Source organism: Streptococcus sp. AS14 (assembly GCF_000286495.1).
GTDB classification, from domain to species: domain Bacteria; phylum Bacillota; class Bacilli; order Lactobacillales; family Streptococcaceae; genus Streptococcus; species Streptococcus sanguinis_P.
Map to the genome: position 1 here is coordinate 78,457 of NZ_ALKI01000012.1, position 19,497 is coordinate 97,953.

Genomic DNA, 19,497 nt, shown 5'->3' on the forward strand with positions numbered 1-19,497 from the left:
AAAACCAGGTTCATATTGGTTATGAAGTGTTCTTTTCTGAGAAGTTGGATCAATATACAACTCTTTTCCATCTTCTGTGTATAGTTGGTTGCCTCTTGTTAGGTAAAGAGACGAAAAAGCTGAGAATATGATTTCCCAGCTTTTTTGAATGCGATAGAAATAGCAACTAGACTATTTACGAAAGGCCTCAATAATGTAGGTGAAGCCAGTAACTAAAAATGAAAAGGCAATGACATAAACGATAAAGACACCTGTAGCCACTGGATTGAACAGAATCACTAGACCTAGTAAAAATTCAAGCAAGGCTACCCACATGATATTGCTACCAATAATAGGGAAAATCAATCTTAGACGATTGCCTTTAAAGAAAGCAATAATGGCTTCTACAATTAACCAAATTCCTACAATGGTCGGAATGACGACCGGCAGGGTCACAAAGCCATAAGCAACGAGGTAAAGAGCTAAGAGAAGACTAACAAATCCTTGGAAAAGATAAACAGGTGAGCGAAGCTCTTTTGGTGCAGAGAAATAGCCTAAAATAGCTGCTATAGAAGAAACCAGTAAACCAAATGAAATCCACCAGCTGTAAGCAACAAGATTAGCTACTGGGTTTGTAAATAGGAAAAGTCCTAAAAGGACAAAAACAACTCCTGCAAGGAATAGCAGTAAACGATTAGAAAATTTCATTTCAATACCTCCTATATAGTATAGTTTGCTAATAAAACTATTGTACTTATTTTTATAGAAAATGTCAATAAAATAAATAAACAATTTGGAAGTTTCAGTCTGACTTACAAAAAGAAAAGGAGTTTTCACTCCTTTTCACAGATTGAAGACAAAGTCCTTATAAAAGTGTCTTCTAAAGATTTTAACTTCAATCTGAAGCGAGGTTATCCTCGCTTTTTCTATTTATCAAACAATTCCTTATTTTCAATTAAGAGTTCTAGTGGAGATTTATCCCTTGCTTCAATAAAACCAGGTTCATATTGGTTATGAAGTGTTCTTTTCTGAGAAGTTGGATCAATATACAACTCATCTCCATCTTCTGTGTATAGTTGGTTGCCTCTTGTTAAGTAAAGTAAATCCTCTAAGTACTGTCCATCAGTTTCTAGAAAATGTTCGATGTATTTGACAGCCTTTAAGATCTCACTTACTTTATCAGAGTATTCATTCGATTCAAGAACACTCTTTTCTAATTCAATCTCTTTACTAGTTCCAAAAAGTTGAGTTGGAGTTGCATTAAAATATTCTGCTATCTTATCTAAATTTGCAAAGGTAGGATAGCTTTTTTGTTTTTCGTAATCAGAGATGGACTGTTTACCGATTCCTAAATCTTCAGCTAGTTGAGTTTGGCTTACTCCTTTTTCTATGCGCAATCGTGCCAAATTGGGTCCAAAATTTTGAATAATAAAGGTCATGGGAAACTCCTATTTTTATTTTTAACTTATTTTATCACCTATAAACTTACAAATCAAGTTTTTAGTTGACTTGCCCAAATATTTTTTATAAAATATATTTATAACTTAGAAATAAGTTATAAATGATAAAAAATAGTTCATAAGTTTAGGGACAGTGAGTGAGGAGGAAGTTGAGGATGAGACTATGACTTATGACTATTCGAAGCCTTGGAGCTAGAAATTGTGTGGACAAGGACAAGGGACGAGCCTGACGGAAAGTCAGGCGAAGTCCTGCAGACTGCCGTCCAGACAATTTCTAGCCAAGCAAAAGCTGGCTATTCTAACAGCCAGCAAAAAGGGACACTTAGGACAACGTCCAAAGAACGACGGAACGAACAAACGTTGATTTGACGGTGTTTCCGAGACCTAAAAAATCTAAAAGAAGGGGGGACAATTTTGTTGGTTTCTATACAAGATTTAAGAAGTACTCAAGAACGATGTGATGTAGGAGAATTAGTACAGCGGATAGATGTCAGTATTGATAGATTAACGGTTATCTGGGATACAGACATTGGTTCCCTAAGACGAATTTTCAAAAATCTGAAACAGGCAATAAGTACAAGAGTTGATTCATTTGAAATACATGATAACGTACGAGATGATGTATTTACTTTAGCTAAAGATTTTAATGAGTATGATTCAATCAATATTATATTTTTCCAATTATCCACTTATGGAAATGAGCAATTGATTCGAATTGATTTTAATCCTAATACTTTAAAAGAATTTGGCGGAATGAAAGTATGGAGGCAATTAATGTACTTTGCTAGATTGAATTCATTGACGGTACGCTTGTCTCGTTTTGATTTGGCATTTGACATTTTCAACAGGCCTGAAATCGTTAATTTGCAACATATTAAAGGTGGTGTTACCCATAAGGCCTTCTATGGTAGAGGGGGTGAATTAGAGACGAAATATTGGGGTTCTAGCGGTAGTAATGTACAAGTTAGGTTATATGATAAGAATAAAGAAATCATTGCTCACAAGCGAGAAGAGAAGCTAGATTTGGATGTAAATCCGTTCTGGTGGAGACTAGAGTTCCAACTCAGAACTAAAGCGATTGGTGAGGAGATGGTCCAAGATATTATGAATCGACTTGATAATTTCGGATTTTATAAGCTAGAACATATTCGAGTAGAGCAAAGAGCATTTACAATTATCTTTCTCAACAATCCTGAACTGTTATCATTGGCTTTTCCAAATTTAAAATCAGACAGCATCAAAAAGAAAAAAACAAGAGTCCGCAAACTATTGAGAGAAGAAACGAACCAATTTGCGGAAGAATTAAAAGAAGTATTAATACAGAATCTCCCTAAATTAAATACAGAATTACAACTACTTGTAGGTGAGTTTCTGAATTTAGGAAATAAATAAGGAGGATAACTATGGACAATAATTTAATTAGTAACAAAGAATTAATTGAAATGGGCTATCGCCCTCATACAGCGAATGATATCATTCATCAGGCAAGAGAATTACTTGTATCACGAGGCTATACATTTTATAATCGCAAACGTTTGATGGTTGTTCCCAAAAGTGTTGTAAATGAGATTCTAGGAACAGAGGTGGCGTAATATGGCAAGTGTTCGTTACCGAAAGCGAGGAGATAGTAACTTATGGACCTATGAAATTCGTAACGAAGGAAAAACTGTTGTTCATAATAGCGGTTTTAAAACAAAAAAACTTGCAGAGTCAGAAGCTGAACCGATTCTGCAAGAACTTCGTTTAGGAAAAAGAATTTCTAGAGATATTTCTCTTGTAGATCTATATCAAGAATGGCTTGAATTAAAAATTCTACCGAGTAGTAGGTCGGAAGAGACAAAGAAAAAATATCTTCTCCGTAAAAACACAATTGAAAGATTATTTGGAAATAAAAAAGTCACTCAAATTCGTGCGAGTGAATACCAAAGAATAATGAATAAGTATGGGCAAACAGTTGGTAGAAATTTTCTTGGTAGATTGAATACTGGGATTCATCAGAGCATCCAAATGGCAATTGCCGACAAAGTTCTAATAGATGATTTTACACAACATGTCGAGTTATTTTCATCCAAAGAACAACAGATGACGGAAGAGAAATATTTACATACCGAAAAGGACTATCTGGATTTACTTTTAGCAGTAAAGAGAAAATTTGATTACCAACGTTCAATTGTTCCTTATATCGTCTATTTTCTATTAAAAACAGGCATGAGATTTGGAGAGTTAATAGCGTTAACTTGGAATGAAGTTGACTTTGACAGAGGACTGCTAAAAACATATAGGAGGTTTAATACCCTTTCTCATAAATTTGTCCCTCCAAAAAACAAAACGTCTATTCGGATGGTACCGATAGACGAAGAATGTATTAAGATATTACAATTTCTAAAAATTGAACAAGAGAAGGCTAATAAAGAGCTAGGAATCAAGAATAGGTATAAAATGATTTTTCAGCATTATGGATATATTCACTTGGTACCAGATATTGCAAGTGTCAATAAAGCTTTGAGTGTTCTTTTAAATGAATTAGATATTTATCCAATTATCACGACAAAAGGAGCACGTCATACCTATGGAAGCTACCTCTGGCACAAAGGATTTGACCTTGGAGTTATTGCAAAAATTCTAGGGCATAGAGATATTTCAATGTTAGTAGAAGTATATGGACACACTTTAGAAGAGAAAATTTTTGAAGAATTTAATCAAATTAGAGATGTTTGGAAAGATTGCTCATAAAAAAATGTGGGGCAAATGATGGGGCAAATCAGTTATAGACAAGCAAAAAAGCCTTATAAATCAAGGCTTTTTCCTGTTGATTTAGATGCCCCCTGCAGGGATCGAACCTGCGACCCACGGATTAAGAGTCCGCTGCTCTGCCAGCTGAGCTAAGGAGGCAATAGAAAAAGCTGTATTGGTGCCGGACCTTCACGATTTGTATTGAACCCGCGCAATTAAGCAGGTGGGCAACTCGCTCTAACTGAAGCTGCTTCCGCGTGACACGGCTTGCATGCTGTTAGAAGTCTTTTGTTTCCCTAATAATACAAAAAATAGTCGGTCAACACTTAAGTGTGAAGTCGTACACCACAGCGTTTCTATAATTATAATACCATAAATTTTGAAAAATTCAAGAGAAAAATGTGATTTTTTGCAAACGATGTCATCATTTTTTTAAGTCGTCAATCTTATCCTTCGTTATTCCAAGGGCTCGCTCGTATTTACCATTCTCATTAGGAGTGAAATAATTGGCATCTTTTATCTTGTCAGGTAGATAGTCCTGCTTGACCCAATTGCCAGGATAGGAGTGAGGGTAGAGATAGTTCTGTGCGTTTCCCAGTTCCTTACTGCCGGCATAGTGGCCGTCACGTAAGTGGCGGGGAATGGGTAGGTTTCCATTCTTTCGTAAGTCAGCTAGGGCCTTGTCCATGGCTAGATAGGCTGAGTTGGACTTGGGCGATAGAGCCAGATCGATAACAATATTGGCAATGAGGATGCGAGCTTCAGGAAAGCCGATCCGCTGAGCTGCTTCCAGAGCTGTAACGGTATGGACTTGAGCGTCAGGATTTGCCAGACCAATATCCTCGTAAGCAATAACGGTCAAGCGTCGAGCTAGGCTAGGCAGGTCCCCTGCCTCAACGAGCCGAGCTGCGTAGTGGAGACTGGCATTGACATCGGAGCCACGGATGGACTTCTGTAGGGCAGAGAGGGCATCGTAATGGCCATCCCCGTCCTTATCCATGGTGATGTAGCTCTTTTGCAGGCTGTTTTCCATGACATCAAGCGTGATGTGGCGAATACCCTTGCCATCTTCTGGGGTAGAGAGTACGGCTAGGTCCAGTGAATTATAGGCGGAGCGCAGGTCTCCGTTGGTAGAGAAGGCAATGAAATCCAGAGCATCATCGTCTAGCTCCACTGGAAAATCAAATCCTCGCTCCTTATCCGTCAAGGCTAGCTGAATGGCTGTCCGGATGTCGTCGTTGCTGAGGGGCTCTAGCTCAAATATCTGAACCCGACTTCGGATAGCAGGAGTGACAGAAAAGAAAGGATTTTCTGTCGTCGCTCCAATCATGATGACTAGACCGCTTTCTAATAGCGGTAGAAGAAAGTCTTGCTTGGTCTTGTCCAAACGGTGAATCTCGTCAAGTAGGAGCACCAGTCCGCCGGAAAATTTAGCTTCCTCGGCGATTTCTTGCAGGCGCTTCTTGCTATCTACGGTGGCATTAAAGGTCCGGAAAGCATATTTAGTTGTGCCGGCGATAGCCGAGGCGATAGAGGTTTTGCCAATGCCGGGTGGCCCGTAGAGAATCATCGAGGACAGGCGGTTGGCTTCAACCATGCGACGGATGATTTTCCCGGGTCCGACCAGATGTTGCTGGCCGATAATCTGATCAATATCGGTCGGCCGCAAGCGCAGGGCGAGGTTTTCTGGCATAAGATTTCCTTTCTGCAAGTGTTTTTCTTGGCTTTTTGTGTTACTATTGTAGATAGTAATATTTTATCACAATGAAAAGAGGAAATCATGACTAAGTACGGTTTTTTGGAGATATTGGACGAGGAAATGGGGAAGAGCTTTCCTTTTGACTATGAGATAAACTGGGACAAGAAGAATCACGCAGTCGAGCTTGCCTTTCTCCTTGAGGTTCAAAATCCAGGCGGTATTGAGACGGTTGATGCTGAGGGCAATGTCTCGGCTGAGGATATTTACTTTGAGGAAGCCGTACTTTTCTACAATCCGACCAAGTCTCGTTTTGAGGCAGAGAACTATCTGGCTGCCCTGCCCTATGAGCCGAAGAAGGGGCTGTCACTGGAGTTTCTGGCTTATTTCGTGGATTTCCTAACCCAAACGGCTGAGTCTGGTCTCGATGCACTCATGGACTTCTTAGCAGATCCAGAGGCGGCAGAGTTTGAGATGGCTTGGAATGCTGAGGCTTTTGAAAATGGCAGAGCGGATTTGACTGAGACAGATTTTTATCCCTATCCAAGGTATTAGGAGGCGCTGATGGCAGATGAAGAAGGACTAGATTTGCTGCACAAACAGATGGAGTTTTCTGGCTGCAAGATTGCCTTGCTCTGTGATGATAAGCTACTGACTATCTTGCGAGACGATATTTCAACTATTCCTTGGCCCAATATGTGGGAGCTGCCAGGCGGTGGCCGAGAGAACGAGGAGACCCCCTTTGAATGTGTTCAAAGAGAAGTTTTCGAAGAGCTTGGTTTGAAGCTTGAAGAAGTAGCTATTGTCTGGGCTAAGGAATATCAAGGCATGCTTGATCCAGCCAAAACCTCGATTTTTATGGTGGGAACCATCACTCAGGAAGAATGTGCCAGCATCGTCTTTGGCGATGAGGGGCAGGCTTATCAGATGATGGATATTCGCCAGTTTTTAGCAGATAAAAAGGTTATTCCGCAGCTACAGGACAGGTTGAGAGATTATTTGGAGGTGCGAGCATGATTCATATTGAGCGGGCGGGAGCTGAGGATTTAGAGACCATTATTGCCATTCAGCGAGCGAGTTTTAAGGCCGTTTATGAAAAATATCAGGATCAATACGACCCCTATCTGGAGGAGCGAGAGCGGATTCGCTGGAAGCTGGTTGAGCGGCCCAATAGTTTTTATTATTTTGTCAAAGACGACGAGAAGATTCTTGGCTTTATTCGCTTGAATACAAATGACGAACAGACAGCAGGCTGGATTGGAACCGTAGCGATTTTGCCAGAGTACCAGAATAAAGGATATGGTTCTGAAGGCCTTGGTCTGATTGAGGAGAAATTCTCCACCGTTATCAGATGGGATTTGTGTACGGTTTTCCAGGATAAAGGCATGGTGGCTTTTTATGAGAAAAATGGCTATCATCAGACCCATACTGAGCCCGAAAAAGAGGGCATGGATATGGTCTACATGACGAAGACAATGAAATAAACAAAGAAAGGATTGTTCAGTTAAATTTTTAAACTGAATCTGCCCTAAACATTGTGCCAAAAAGATAAGGTTCTCATAGACGCAAGCGTCATCAGAGAATTTCCTATTTTGGCTCTGTGTTTTACGGGCCTGGTATTTAATAATGGACACTTGGCAGGAATTAACGATTGAAGTGAAGCGTGAGGCGGAAGAAGCAGCCTCTAATATTCTGATTGAGCTGGGCAGTCAGGGCGTGGCTATCGATGACAGCGCAGATTATCTGGGGCAGGTTGACCAGTATGGTGAGCTTTTTCCAGAAGTGGAGCAGAGCGATCGGGTCAAGATTACCGGCTACTACCCGGATTCGGTGGATATAGAGGCTGTTGCGGCTCAGGCCAATGAGCGTCTGGCTGAGCTGGATGGCTTCGGCTTGGAGACGGGAAATATTCAGCTGACTCGGCAGGAACTGGCTGAGGAAGACTGGGCGGACAACTGGAAGAAGTACTTTGAGCCGGCTCGGATCACCCACGACTTGACTATTGTGCCGTCATGGACGGAGTATGAGGCGACAGCTGGTGAGAAGATTATCACGCTGGATCCTGGCATGGCCTTCGGTACGGGCACTCACCCGACGACCAAGATGAGCCTCTTTGCGCTGGAGCAGGTCCTGCGGGGCGGTGAAACGGTGTTGGATGTAGGCACGGGCAGCGGCGTTCTCTCCATTGCCAGCTCACTCTTAGGCGTTAAGGACATCTACGCCTATGATTTGGACGAGGTGGCAGTGCGCGTGGCTCAGGAAAATATTGAGCTCAATCCAGGTATGGAGAACATCCATGTGGCACCAGGTGATCTTCTCCGAGGCGTAGAAATTGCGGCGGATGTCATTGTTGCCAACATTTTGGCCGATATTCTCATCCATCTGACAGAGGATGCCTACCGTCTGGTCAAGGATGAGGGCTATCTGATTATGAGTGGGATTATTTCTGAGAAGTGGGAAATGGTGCGCGAGTCAGCGGAAGCGGCAGGATTTTTCCTGGAAACGCATATGATTCAGGGCGAATGGAATGCCTGTGTCTTTAAGAAAACGCAGGACATTTCAGGCGTGATAGGTGGTTAGATGCAGCAGTATTTTATAAAAGGAAGTCCTCAGTCCCCTCTGGTGGTCACGGATAAGGATACGGCCAAACATATGTTTTCAGTCATGCGGCTCAAAGAGGGTGACCAAGTCACACTGATTTTTGATGATGGCATGAAACGGCTGGCTCGGGTGTTAGACCCCGGCCAGCAGAGCTTGGAAATCTTGGAGGAGCTGGCAGACAATACAGAGTTGCCAGTTCAAGTGACCATTGCTTCAGGCTTTCCTAAGGGCGATAAGTTGGAATTCATCACTCAGAAGGTAACGGAGCTAGGAGCCAGTGCTATCTGGGCTTTCCCAGCGGACTGGTCGGTGGCCAAGTGGGATGGTAAAAAGCTGGCTAAAAAGAGTGAAAAGCTAGAGAAAATTGCTCAGGGAGCAGCAGAGCAGAGCAAGCGCAATCTGATTCCTGAGATTCGGTTCTTTGATAAAAAGGTAGACTTTCTGGCAGCCTTGACAGACTTTGACCGCATCATCGTGGCCTATGAGGAATCGGCCAAAGAAGGAGAATCTGCAGCTCTAGTCCGAGCTCTGTCTGGCTTGGAAGCTGGCGCAAAAGTTCTCTTTATCTTCGGACCGGAGGGCGGTCTATCGCCAGATGAAATAGACGCCTTTGGCCAAGCAGGTGCTATCTCCGCTGGTCTAGGTCCACGTATCCTGCGGGCTGAAACAGCTCCGCTTTATGCCTTGACGGCAGTTAGTGTTTTGTTGGAATTAAGCAATGACAGTCTCTAAAAAGCAAAATCAGCAACCATCTTGGCTGCTGATTTTTTAATCATTATTGTCTTTCTCGTTTTTTGAAGGCGAAGATTCCTGCAAGTCCGGTCATGACAAGTCCCAAGAGTCCGAGTGAGGACGTCCTTTCTCCGGTTGCTGGGAGGCTTTCTGCTCCTGCCTGTCTGTGGGACGCTTGCTTGTTTGTGCTAGGGTCAACAGCAGTCAAGACAGGGAAGTCTACTCTGCTATACTGCAGGTTGGCTGCTTCGACTGCGATAGTCGGAGAGCTTGGCTGCTCAATAGGCACTGGTTCAGTTTTCGGTGCGACGTAGACGAATTTGTATTCACCGAATCCTTCTTGGGCAGATGCCGCTAGATAGACGATGTCTCCGTCAGTACCAATCAAGTTCTTGGCCTTATCAGCTGTCAGGAAGCGCAGGTCCAGTCCCTTGATGGTATCAGCGAAATGCCAGTTTTGATCTGCACTTGGATTGATATTTTTGACAGCTAAGATATAGTTGATGATAGCTTGGCGATTTTCCAGATTGAGCAGACGGTTGAGGCTGGCTTCTCGAACACCAGGGAAGTTACCGTTAGACCGGTAGTTGTTGGTCACGACGATAAATTCCTGATTGGGGTCAATCTCCTTGCCTTGGTATTTCAGGTTGCGGACCCGACTGGCATTTGGGTTGGCCAGTTTGCCTTCGCGGTCGTATTTGTTCGGCTGGGTGATGTCAAACTCATAGGTAACACCGTCGATAACATCAAAGTTATAAGTCCGGTAGTCAGTATTGACCAGATTTTGTGGTTGGCTATTGTTTGGGTCAATGGTGTTGAACTGGCCAGCTGACATTTCCAACCATTCTTTGAGCTGGGCACCGTTGACCTTGAGGATAGCTGTGACATTATCGTAGAGATAGAGGTCTGCTACATTCTTTATAGCAATAGGGCCAGCTGGAATGTCTGTGTAGGCCGTTGCATCCCCACGAGTTCCTGCCTTGAAAGGAGCAGCTGCAGACAGAATGGGAAGGTTGGCTTCAGGCGTGCCAGCCAGCTCTTGCTTAGCATACCAAAGCTGGGCATTGTTGACGATTTGCACAGATGGATCGTCTTTGACCAGAGAGAAGTAGCTTGTAATCGGTGCAGTCGTAGTGCCGACTTGCTGGCGGACATAGTTGATAGTCCCTTGATGGGATTCCTTAGCAATGTCAATGACGCGCTGATCGGCTACATTAGACTTAGTATCCACCTTGCGGATGGAGCCTTTGCTGTCAGTGACTTTCCATTTGCCGTCGGTATAGTTCAGCTTGAGGTCGATGACGCCCAGATGGTCTCCGTATTTTCCAGCCATGGTTACTGGAGTACCGTTGATTTTACCGTTGACACCGTCTACGCCAGGATATTTTTCGTAGAAGCCGCTTCCGTTTCCGCTTGGGAATTCGGCGTGGGAGTGGCCCGTTACAACAGCATCCACACCTGGCAGGCTAGCGATTTGATAGCCTTCATTTTCCTCGCCTTTTTCATACTTGTCATCTCCGATACCAGAGTGAGAAAGCACCAAAGTGATGTCTGCACCTGCCTTGCGCATCTCAGGAATAATGTCTCGAATAGCTTCAACAGAATCGCGAACGACCACTTTTCCTTCTAGGTTCGCCTTATCCCAGTTGAGGATTTGAGGCGGTACAATCCCGGTCACACCAATCTTGACAGTCGTCAAGCGGCCCTGAGTATCCGTAAAGGTCTTTTCGATGATTTTGTAAGGCTGATAGATGAATTTACCAGTCGCTGGATCCAGCACATTGGCATTGACAATAGGCAAGCCAGCTGTCTCAATCACGCGGTTCAGATAATCCAGACCGTAGTTAAACTCATGGTTCCCAAGCGTACCAGCTTCAAAGCCCAGAGCCTGCAGAGCAGCGTACATAGGATGCTGTTCGCCCTTCTCCACAGGATCTACAATTGCCTTATAGGTTCCAAGCGGCGTTCCTTGGATGGTATCGCCATTGTCTACCAAGAGGACGTTTGGATTTTCTTTCTTGGCCTTCTCGATTAGCACGGCTGTTTTAGCCAGTCCCAAAGTCTCCACCGGCTTGTCCTGATAGTAGTCGTAGTTGACCAAGTTGGTATGGAGGTCGGTCGTTGCCAAGATACGAAGATCGACAGTCTGTCCCTCCACGGGTTTAGTATCCTCAGTAGCTGCTACATTGCGAGCCATAGCCATCAGAGCATCGATATTTCCACCAGCATTTTCTGGGGAAATAGCAGAGCTAGGCTCCGTGCTCTCTGGTGTCGCAGTAGCTTCAGTAGAATTTGCAGCAGTCGTTGGTTTTGCTTCCGCTGCGCTGCTTTCTACTGCAGCAGGATTAGCAGCGACTGGTGCAGTATTCTCATCAGCCTGAACAGCATTTACAGCTGCCGCAAGAGCCGCTGCGCTCAAAAGCACAACCGTTTTTTGAAGGGATGATTTGGACATAATATCTCCTTTGTTAAAATGAATTTCAGACTTATATTATACTATATTAAAGCGCTCTCATCAAGAAGAAATTTCCAGTATAGAGCTTTTATGCTTTCTAACATTGGTTTGAAAATACTGAATGAAGACATCAGCGGATAAGTGAATGATTAGATGGAGGTAGAATAAAATAGAGTTTCAAAAATTTATAGTACACTATACAGTGACTGAAATAAGTTACTTTGGTGAGTATAATAAATAAGGAAAATATCATGAAAAAACGGATTTTTCTCAAAATATTACTTTTAGGGGGAGTCATGATAGGATTAATAGGATGTGGAGAAAAGAGGGGCAGCCGAGATTGGATTGAGAATAAGGTAGCTGAAGTGAGTCGCGTCTATCCTACTGAAAATCTATTTGATTTGTTTAAGCAATTTCCGGATGGGTTTAAAGTAGAGCAAGTGTATATCAAACGTGGGACTTATCTTATCGAAATGTCTTTACAAGGGGATAGTAGCAATCACACAATTTCTGGAGTGCTAACCAAGACATGGACTTCTGAAGATATTACTGAAAAGCCAGAAGAAACAATAAGAGTTGATTATATAGATGGGAAATTTATCTTTTCTGATAAGGAGAAAGCGAAAGAATTATGGCCTTTTGATGGATTCTTATTTCAAAAGTTAACGATTAATCAGTCTTTTCTATCTTCTTTATCTATGAAATCCAAAAGTTATAATGGCAACAACGGGGCGTTTGATATTGATTATTCGATTCAAAATCAAACTATCAATCAGTATTTTCACAAAAATGAAAGAGAGCAGGCAACTTTAGGTTTTGGAAGCTCAAACAGAAACGACGATTATTACTATTATTCAGTAACTGTCAACTATGATAATGTTTACTCATTTAGAGAAACCGTGTCAAATTAAGAGGAGAAAAAAATTTGTTAACAGTGACATTCCTACGTTTGATGCTTCAAATTTAGCATGTTATCTATTTTGATAAAATCATTGTTAGGAACAACTGTCTCACTGCCTTGTATCTGCTTTCGTGTTTTGGTATAATAGTGATGAGCTCACCTGGGTAAGTCGGAAAGGAAAATAAAACGGAAAAAATCAGACTGTCCAAGCTGGGAAGCGTATCTGCATTCTTTGCCTGATAAGGAGAGGAGGTTCACCATGACTATGTTTGCCTTATTTGAGTTGTTTGTCGCCCTTTTAGGTGTGGCATCTACTTGCTACCTTGTCTACGCTTATTGTCAATTTATCAAGGAAGAAGTTCTTCACTTTCTTCACCACAACCCGCCCGTTTAAGGCGGGTTTTTGCTTTTGGGAAAATATATTATATAATGAAACTGATATAGATTGAGGAGTGTTTATATGTCTAAGAGAAGAAACAGGATTATGGGGCTTATTGGCCTAAGTGTACTGATATTGCTGGGAGTAGGCCTCTACCTAGCTCATAAAAATCAAGAATTTCAAAATGAAATGTTCAGAATTGTTCATAGTAAGGAAGTGAAGAATCTAATAGAAAAGAAATTAAAAAAATTAGATTCTCATGCTTTAACGGATAAGGGGAAAATTCAATCCTATAAAATTGATGATAGGAGCATTCGTCACAATCCAATGGGTGGCATCATGTTTGATATTGTCATTAATGATGACCCTGATATTGTTGGGTCAACTGGCCTTAGAAAATATGGAGAGAATGAGGACATACGAACTGTTGGTATGGATAGGTCAAAAGGTCTTCAGAAGTTACTAGAGGAGTGACAGCCAAATAGCCATAAGGAGATTTCTTTTTTTAGAGGTGAACGTATGAAGAAAAAACATAAAATTATCTTATCAGTTATCAGCTTGTTTGTGGCTGCTTGCATAGGAGTAGGTCTCTACTTAGCTCACAAAAACCAAGAATTCCAGAATGAAATGTTCAGAATTGTCCATAGTGAGGAAGTGAGGGAGTTGATTGAAGAAGATTTAAAAAGAAAAGATCCAAATGCGTTAACAGACAAAGGGAAGATTCGCTCTTATAAAATAGATGATAGCTCCATTAAGCATAATCCGATGGGAGGAATTATGTTTCATATTATCATTAATGATAGTATAAGTATGGTTGGGAAGACTGGTCTTCGAATGGATGGTGAGAATGGGAAAATTCGTACGGATGGTATGACTGAATCAGCAGGTTTGCGGGCGTTGTTGGAAAGTGACGACAAGTGATTCACTATTCTAGTTATAGCGAAAACCTCTTGCTTTAATTGGAATTGCAAAATCTATACCACATACTAAATTATAATAGTCGTAGGAGTGTCTAATGAAGCAAAAACATAAAATTATCTTATCGGTTGTCAGTTTATTTTTAGCTCTTTGTCTGGTAGGAGGAATATACTTGACTCACAAAAATCAAGAATTCCATAATGAGATGACAAGGATTGTTCACAGTGAGGAAGTAAAGAAATTGATTGTGGAAGAATTAAAAGCGATCGATCCTAATGCTTTAACGGAGAAAGGAAAAATTCGTTCTTATAAAATAGATGATAGCTCCATTAAACATAATCCGATGGGGGGTATTATGTTTGATGTTGTCATTAATGATAGTATAAGCATGGCTGGGAAAATGGGAATTCAAAAAGATGGCGGAAGTGAGCAACTAAGTTCAGTTGGTATGGATGAATCAGCAGGTTTGCAAGCTTTGGTAGGGGAATAATTCATACATAGTTAAATGCTTAATTGGCTGAAACACGAGTTCACACTAAATATTAACTTTGACTATGAGAATGCTCTTCACTTCAAAAAGTAAATTTGAGATGATTTTATTAAAAGGAGTCTTAGAATTTTGAAACAAACAATTTTTAATGCTTCGCTAGAAGAAAGTATGAACCTAGTAACGGACAAGTATATCAAAACTTCACTAGAGGATTTTAATGAAAAAGGTTATGGGAAAAAGATTTTGGGATTTTTTACAATGCAATTTTTTCTATTTTTATTCTTTCTTCTAAGTATTTCTCTTGGTTCTAAAAAATTGCAGTTTTTCTCATTGAATATAGGCTTAATAAACGGTATTGTATTTGGTTTAGGATTTATCATTCTTTTTTCCTACTTAAATGATGTGAGGAAAATAAAGAATCAGTCAGTTTTATCTTACTACTATTTCAATAAGTGGATGTATCTTATGATTACAATCCTCTATACGCAATTTTTAGTAATAGGAATATCAGGTGCAGGAATGATATTAGGTGGAATTTTATCTAGTGTGTTGTATACTTCCTTTTTCATCATCTTTTTTATTGGATTATTTCAAAGCTTCCAGAGAAATACACTTGAAATTTTGTATAAACAGCGAAATTATTCAAATCCAACGGCTGATTTCATCAATCGCTTTGTTTCGTTTGCTAAAAAGTACGGTGGACTCATTATTTTAATATCAATTATTTTACGTATTGTTTTTCCAATTTCTGATATTATCCAACAAGATGGAATTATTAATTCAATCGGGAAGGCCATTATTCCACTATTTTTTCTTCCCTTTATTTATTTTGGGTATGCTTTAGCAGTTGACAATTTCCAAGGTTACTATCTTCAAAAATACTTAGAAGATTACCGACAACTATCAGGATACTCTGTTGAAGAATGGTACGGTAAAGATTCTCAGAGATATAAGGAATCACTGAATCAGAAAGATTAGCCTCTTCGTTTTTTAACAGAAAGATATCGTCTGATAGTGTTACATTTCACCATACCCCGCCCGTTTAAGGCGGGTTTTTATATGAACCGTCTTCTAGGTTTTCATATCGGGTTAAAAGTGATAAAATAGTAGGCAGGAATTGGAGAGACGAGATGCCAAAAGAAGTGAATTTGACGGGCGATCAGGTATTGGCCCTTACGAGAAAATATCTGGCTGCGGAGGATGTGGCCTTTATACAGAAAGCTTTAATCTATGCGATTGACTGTCACAGTGGGCAGTTTCGGAGGTCAGGTGAGCCTTATATTGTGCATCCTATTCAGGTGGCAGGGATTTTGGCCAAGCTCAAGCTGGACGCAGTAACGGTCGCCTGCGGCTTCCTGCATGATGTGGTTGAGGATACCCGTGCGACGCTGGATGATTTGGAAAGAGAGTTTGGGACGGATGTCCGCGTGATTGTGGATGGGGTTACCAAGCTGGGTAAGGTCAAGTACAAATCCCACGAGGAGCAGTTGGCGGAAAACCATCGCAAGATGCTGATGGCCATGTCGGAGGATATTCGGGTTATTTTGGTCAAGCTGGCAGACCGTCTCCACAATATGCGGACGCTCAAGCATCTGCGCAAGCATAAGCAAGAGCGGATTTCCCGAGAAACAATGGAAATCTACGCACCCTTGGCTCATCGCTTGGGGATTTCCAGTGTCAAGTGGGAGCTGGAAGATTTGTCCTTCCGTTATCTCAATGAAGTGGAATTTTACAAAATTTCCCACATGATGAAGGAGAAGCGTCGGGAGCGTGAAGAACTGGTAGAAGAGGTGGTTCAGAAGATTGAGACCTATGCTGGCGAGCGCAATCTGCACGGTAAGATTTATGGCCGGCCCAAGCATATCTACTCGATCTATCGCAAGATGCAGGACAAGAAGAAGCGTTTTGATGAGATTTATGATTTAATCGCTATTCGCTGTATCTTGGATACTCAAAGTGATGTTTATGCAATGCTGGGCTATATTCATGAGCTTTGGCGGCCTATGCCGGGGCGGTTCAAGGATTACATTGCCAACCGCAAGGCCAATGGTTATCAGTCCATCCATACGACCGTTTATGGCCCTAAAGGTCCGATTGAGTTTCAGATTCGGACCAAGGAGATGCATGAGGTCGCTGAGTATGGGGTTGCAGCCCACTGGGCTTACAAGAAAGGTGTCAAGGGACAGGTAGACAGCAAAGAATCAGCTATCGGGATGAACTGGATCAAGGAGCTGATGGAGCTGCAAGACCAGTCTAACAATGCCAAGGACTTCGTTGACTCGGTCAAGGAGAGCTATCTGGCTGAGGAAATCTACGTCTTCACACCGGATGGAGCAGTGCGTTCTCTGCCTAAGGACTCGGGTCCCATTGACTTTGCCTATGAGATTCATACCAAGGTCGGTGAGAAAGCCACAGGAGCCAAGGTCAATGGCCGCATGGTGCCTCTGACAACCAAGCTTAGGACAGGTGATCAGGTGGAAATCATCACCAACGCTAACTCCTTCGGACCGAGCCGCGACTGGCTCAATATTGTCAAGACTAGCAAGGCCAGAAATAAAATCCGTCAGTTCTTTAAAAATCAAGACAAGGAGCTGTCTATCTCCAAAGGGCGGGAGCTCTTGCAGGCTCAATTCCAGGAGCATGGCTATGTAGCTAATAAGTACATGGACAAGAAGCACATGGAAAAAGTGCTGCAGAAGACCAGTTATAAGACTGAAGAGGCGCTTTTTGCGGCGATTGGCTTCGGTGAGATTGGTGCCATTAGTATTTTCAACCGCCTGACAGAAAAAGAGCGCCGTGAGGAAGAGCGAGCCAAGGCCAGAGCAGAAGCGGAGGAATTGGTCAAGGGCGGTGAGGTCAAGGTCGAAAACAAAAAAGACACCCTCAAGGTTAAGCACGAAGGCGGTGTGGTTATTCAGGGGGCGTCTGGTCTCCTCATCCGGATTGCTAAATGCTGTAACCCTGTACCGGGTGATGATATTGTTGGCTATATTACCAAAGGACGTGGTGTAGCCATTCACCGGCAGGACTGCATGAATCTCAAGGCCCAGGAAAATTACGAACAGCGGCTGATTGATGTAGAATGGGAAGACAACAACACGACCAAAGAGTACACGGCTCACATTGATATTTACGGTCTCAACCGGTCTGGCCTCCTCAACGATGTATTGCAGGTTCTGTCTAATACCACTAAAAATATTTCAACAGTTAATGCCCAGCCGACCAAGGATATGAAATTTGCCAATATCCACGTTTCTTTTGGTATTGCGAACCTATCCATGTTGACGACGGTGGTGGATAAAATCAAAAGCGTGCCGGAAGTTTACTCGGTCAAGCGGACCAATGGTTGATCCATTTCGGAAATCATTATCAAGCTGTAAGTTACCCTTGGTGACTTGCTTAAATCAAAGGAAAAGATATGAAAATAGTGATTCAGCGCGTGAAACGTGCTCAGGTCAGTATTGACCAGCAGCTTCACAGCAGTATTGGAAAAGGTCTTCTGCTCCTAGTAGGCGTAGGGCCTGACGATAGTCAAGAGGATATGGATTATGCAGTCAGGAAGATTGTCAATATGCGGATTTTTTCCGATGCTGAGGGCAAGATGAACCTGTCTATCAAGGACATTGCCGGAGAAATTTTGTCCATTTCCCAGTTCACTCTGCATGCAGATACCAAAAAGGGAAATCGGCCAGCCTTTGTCAAGGCGGCTCCGCCAGAGATGGCTAGCAGTTTTTATGATGCTTTCAATCTTGCCTTGCAGCAGGAGGTGCTGACTCGGACGGGGATTTTTGGGGCAGACATGCAGGTAGAACTAGTTAATGATGGTCCAGTAACCATTATCTTGGATACGAAGAATCGCTGAGAAGAAGTATGAAAAGGAGTTTGAACACTAGTGTTCAAACTCCTAATTTTTTAGCTTCTGCAGCAATGAATGTATAGTTTCCGACAACATTACTAAAAACAATCAATAATTTCTTGAGGAATGACTTGTTTGATGGTCGTCACTAGTTGATTGATAAGGTTTATGGCTTCAGCGGGTTCTGTGTAGATTTTTTGAAAATAGGTCTGTATATTTTCTTCTAAACGCTGGGGCAATAGCATGCAGTTGATTTTTGCAAACTCTAGCATTCTCTTTTCTCCAGGGTGCGTCTGTTCGTTTAGGGCGAAGATCAAGTCAAAATAGGAAGCAAAAAATTCACTGCTACGGTGATTGATACTGAGCAAGTCCTGACGCTTGAGCGCTTTTTCTATTTGTTTGGAGAAAGCTGGCATGGCTTGATCGAGTAAGAGGAGCTGCTTCTTAATAATATTCTTTTTCAGCTCAGCTGGATAAGGTCGTCTGTACTTGTTTTGAAGTGCTTCATAGCGACCATTTCGGTCGTAGATGATTTTGCTGTGGAGCAGATTGTGCCACATACAGGTGGTATAGGCATTCTGGGCTTGGTGGTCTAGGACTACTGTCTGCAGGTCTTGATCAAAGCTATCCAGTGTACGGTAAATGAGCTCAATTTCGATCTTGCTCTTTAGCACACAGTCATCCTCTAGTTCCCAAAACTGATTGCCGATTTCCATGTAGGAGCAGTACTTGCTGAGGATATCGCGTCGAGTCGTGGGAGCAATGGAATCTGTCAAGTAGATATAAACATCATAGTCTGAGTCTTTGTCAAAATGCTGTCCAGCACGAGAGCCACCGAGAACAATAGCTTCCACTTGATCTAGCTGGGCAAATTCTTTAAAAAGTTGTTGTGGCATAATTTTTCCTTACTGATTTTTGACATCATTTTAGCAAAATGTAAGCGGGTTGGCAAGAAGGAAAAAAGTTTTTGGCATGGTACCAAGCCTATAAAATTGAAACTCTGAAGGGGATGAAATGGATGAGCAGGAGCAGGAAGTACTGGATTAAAAAGAAAATCATCTAGGATAGATAGGCTGAAAATTTGACTTTGTGTAATAAAATTTTAGGAGTTTTTTCCTCTTTTAACGCTTTGTCAATTTTCTATTTTTTTAAACTCATCGCCTTATTTTTATCTGCAACCTTTCTTAGATTTTTGAGATAGGCTTTTAATGTTTTTTGACATCGTTTAGTCCAAAAATGAGAAGCATAGCAAGTAAGTGAAAGTAGCAATAATCCTTGATTTGTTTATGTTTATGAT

Annotated in this window: 21 protein-coding genes and 1 tRNA gene; 16 read left to right on the top strand and 6 right to left on the bottom strand. The window is 41.9% G+C overall.

Features of this window, described 5'->3' with window-relative positions; translation table 11 throughout:
• Positions 1 to 171: 171 nt before the first annotated feature.
• Complete coding sequence (locus HMPREF1150_RS06725; RefSeq protein WP_009659731.1) at positions 172 to 687, bottom strand: HdeD family acid-resistance protein; 516 nt, start codon at positions 685 to 687, stop codon at positions 172 to 174.
• Between the two features lie 218 nt (positions 688 to 905).
• Positions 906 to 1,418, bottom strand: coding sequence for a helix-turn-helix domain-containing protein (locus HMPREF1150_RS06720; protein WP_003004059.1), 513 nt, complete (start codon positions 1,416 to 1,418; stop codon positions 906 to 908).
• Positions 1,419 to 1,625: 207 nt separating this feature from the next.
• Between HMPREF1150_RS06720 and HMPREF1150_RS11660 the strand changes: the two genes are divergently transcribed.
• Genes HMPREF1150_RS11660 through HMPREF1150_RS06705 form a run of 4 tightly spaced genes read left to right on the top strand, consistent with a single transcriptional unit; the run spans position 1,626 to position 4,172 of the window.
• Entirely contained in the window at positions 1,626 to 1,808 is a 183-nt protein-coding gene (locus HMPREF1150_RS11660) for a hypothetical protein (protein ID WP_080558681.1), read from the top strand.
• Between the two features lie 45 nt (positions 1,809 to 1,853).
• Positions 1,854 to 2,831, top strand: a complete 978-nt coding sequence (locus HMPREF1150_RS06715; RefSeq protein ID WP_009659761.1) for a replication initiation protein — start codon at positions 1,854 to 1,856, stop codon at positions 2,829 to 2,831.
• Between the two features lie 11 nt (positions 2,832 to 2,842).
• On the top strand, positions 2,843 to 3,031 hold the full coding sequence (locus HMPREF1150_RS06710; protein WP_000369785.1) for a DUF3173 domain-containing protein: 189 nt from the start codon (positions 2,843 to 2,845) through the stop codon (positions 3,029 to 3,031).
• 1 nt (position 3,032) lies between these two features.
• Positions 3,033 to 4,172: a site-specific integrase gene (locus HMPREF1150_RS06705; protein ID WP_009659642.1), complete on the top strand. Its 1,140-nt coding sequence runs from the start codon at positions 3,033 to 3,035 to the stop codon at positions 4,170 to 4,172.
• Positions 4,173 to 4,258: 86 nt separating this feature from the next.
• Here the strand turns inward: HMPREF1150_RS06705 and HMPREF1150_RS06700 are convergent.
• Together HMPREF1150_RS06700 and HMPREF1150_RS06695 are read right to left on the bottom strand one after the other, a co-directional pair.
• Positions 4,259 to 4,331: transfer RNA gene (locus HMPREF1150_RS06700), tRNA-Lys, on the bottom strand.
• Between the two features lie 265 nt (positions 4,332 to 4,596).
• Positions 4,597 to 5,865 (bottom strand): replication-associated recombination protein A, encoded by a 1,269-nt coding sequence (locus HMPREF1150_RS06695; RefSeq protein ID WP_009659800.1) that lies wholly within the window; start codon positions 5,863 to 5,865, stop codon positions 4,597 to 4,599.
• Positions 5,866 to 5,952: 87 nt separating this feature from the next.
• Between HMPREF1150_RS06695 and HMPREF1150_RS06690 the strand changes: the two genes are divergently transcribed.
• From HMPREF1150_RS06690 to HMPREF1150_RS06670, 5 genes are all read left to right on the top strand, one after another.
• A complete protein-coding gene (locus tag HMPREF1150_RS06690; RefSeq protein WP_009659789.1) occupies positions 5,953 to 6,423 on the top strand; it encodes a DUF3013 family protein in 471 nt (156 codons plus the stop codon).
• A gap of 9 nt (positions 6,424 to 6,432) precedes the next feature.
• Positions 6,433 to 6,885, top strand: coding sequence for an NUDIX hydrolase (locus HMPREF1150_RS06685; protein ID WP_002916181.1), 453 nt, complete (start codon positions 6,433 to 6,435; stop codon positions 6,883 to 6,885).
• The gene (locus HMPREF1150_RS06680; RefSeq protein ID WP_002916180.1) at positions 6,882 to 7,352 is read left to right on the top strand and encodes a GNAT family N-acetyltransferase; all 471 of its coding nucleotides are present in this window, start codon (positions 6,882 to 6,884) and stop codon (positions 7,350 to 7,352) included. The genes HMPREF1150_RS06685 and HMPREF1150_RS06680 overlap by 4 nt, the downstream gene beginning before the upstream one ends.
• A gap of 142 nt (positions 7,353 to 7,494) precedes the next feature.
• Complete coding sequence (gene prmA / locus HMPREF1150_RS06675) at positions 7,495 to 8,448, top strand: 50S ribosomal protein L11 methyltransferase (RefSeq protein WP_009659750.1); 954 nt, start codon at positions 7,495 to 7,497, stop codon at positions 8,446 to 8,448.
• Positions 8,449 to 9,201 carry a 16S rRNA (uracil(1498)-N(3))-methyltransferase gene (locus HMPREF1150_RS06670; protein WP_002916178.1) on the top strand — a complete coding sequence of 251 codons (753 nt, stop codon included), beginning with the start codon at positions 8,449 to 8,451 and terminating at the stop codon, positions 9,199 to 9,201.
• Positions 9,202 to 9,244: 43 nt separating this feature from the next.
• On the opposite strand, the gene HMPREF1150_RS06665 is transcribed toward HMPREF1150_RS06670, so the two are convergent.
• Positions 9,245 to 11,656, bottom strand: coding sequence for a bifunctional 2',3'-cyclic-nucleotide 2'-phosphodiesterase/3'-nucleotidase (locus HMPREF1150_RS06665; protein WP_009659658.1), 2,412 nt, complete (start codon positions 11,654 to 11,656; stop codon positions 9,245 to 9,247).
• A 251-nt stretch (positions 11,657 to 11,907) separates the two neighbouring features.
• On the opposite strand from HMPREF1150_RS06665, the gene HMPREF1150_RS06660 reads away from it, so the two are divergent.
• The 7 genes from HMPREF1150_RS06660 to dtd all read left to right on the top strand — a co-directional run bounded on the left by HMPREF1150_RS06660 (position 11,908) and on the right by dtd (position 18,206).
• Complete coding sequence (locus HMPREF1150_RS06660; protein WP_009659708.1) at positions 11,908 to 12,567, top strand: hypothetical protein; 660 nt, start codon at positions 11,908 to 11,910, stop codon at positions 12,565 to 12,567.
• A gap of 450 nt (positions 12,568 to 13,017) precedes the next feature.
• Positions 13,018 to 13,410, top strand: a complete 393-nt coding sequence (locus tag HMPREF1150_RS06655) for a DUF1310 family protein (RefSeq protein WP_032905427.1) — start codon at positions 13,018 to 13,020, stop codon at positions 13,408 to 13,410.
• A gap of 45 nt (positions 13,411 to 13,455) precedes the next feature.
• A complete protein-coding gene (locus HMPREF1150_RS06650; RefSeq protein WP_002898547.1) occupies positions 13,456 to 13,857 on the top strand; it encodes a DUF1310 family protein in 402 nt (133 codons plus the stop codon).
• Positions 13,858 to 13,951: 94 nt separating this feature from the next.
• A complete protein-coding gene (locus HMPREF1150_RS06645; protein ID WP_009659628.1) occupies positions 13,952 to 14,344 on the top strand; it encodes a DUF1310 family protein in 393 nt (130 codons plus the stop codon).
• Between the two features lie 129 nt (positions 14,345 to 14,473).
• Complete coding sequence (locus HMPREF1150_RS06640; protein WP_009659618.1) at positions 14,474 to 15,322, top strand: hypothetical protein; 849 nt, start codon at positions 14,474 to 14,476, stop codon at positions 15,320 to 15,322.
• Between the two features lie 152 nt (positions 15,323 to 15,474).
• A complete protein-coding gene (locus HMPREF1150_RS06635; RefSeq protein WP_009659685.1) occupies positions 15,475 to 17,694 on the top strand; it encodes a bifunctional (p)ppGpp synthetase/guanosine-3',5'-bis(diphosphate) 3'-pyrophosphohydrolase in 2,220 nt (739 codons plus the stop codon).
• 68 nt (positions 17,695 to 17,762) lie between these two features.
• Positions 17,763 to 18,206: a D-aminoacyl-tRNA deacylase gene (gene dtd, locus HMPREF1150_RS06630; RefSeq protein WP_009659757.1), complete on the top strand. Its 444-nt coding sequence runs from the start codon at positions 17,763 to 17,765 to the stop codon at positions 18,204 to 18,206.
• A gap of 92 nt (positions 18,207 to 18,298) precedes the next feature.
• On the opposite strand, the gene HMPREF1150_RS06625 is transcribed toward dtd, so the two are convergent.
• Positions 18,299 to 19,096, bottom strand: coding sequence for a DUF4037 domain-containing protein (locus HMPREF1150_RS06625; RefSeq protein WP_009659700.1), 798 nt, complete (start codon positions 19,094 to 19,096; stop codon positions 18,299 to 18,301).
• Between the last annotated feature and the right edge of the window lie 401 nt (positions 19,097 to 19,497).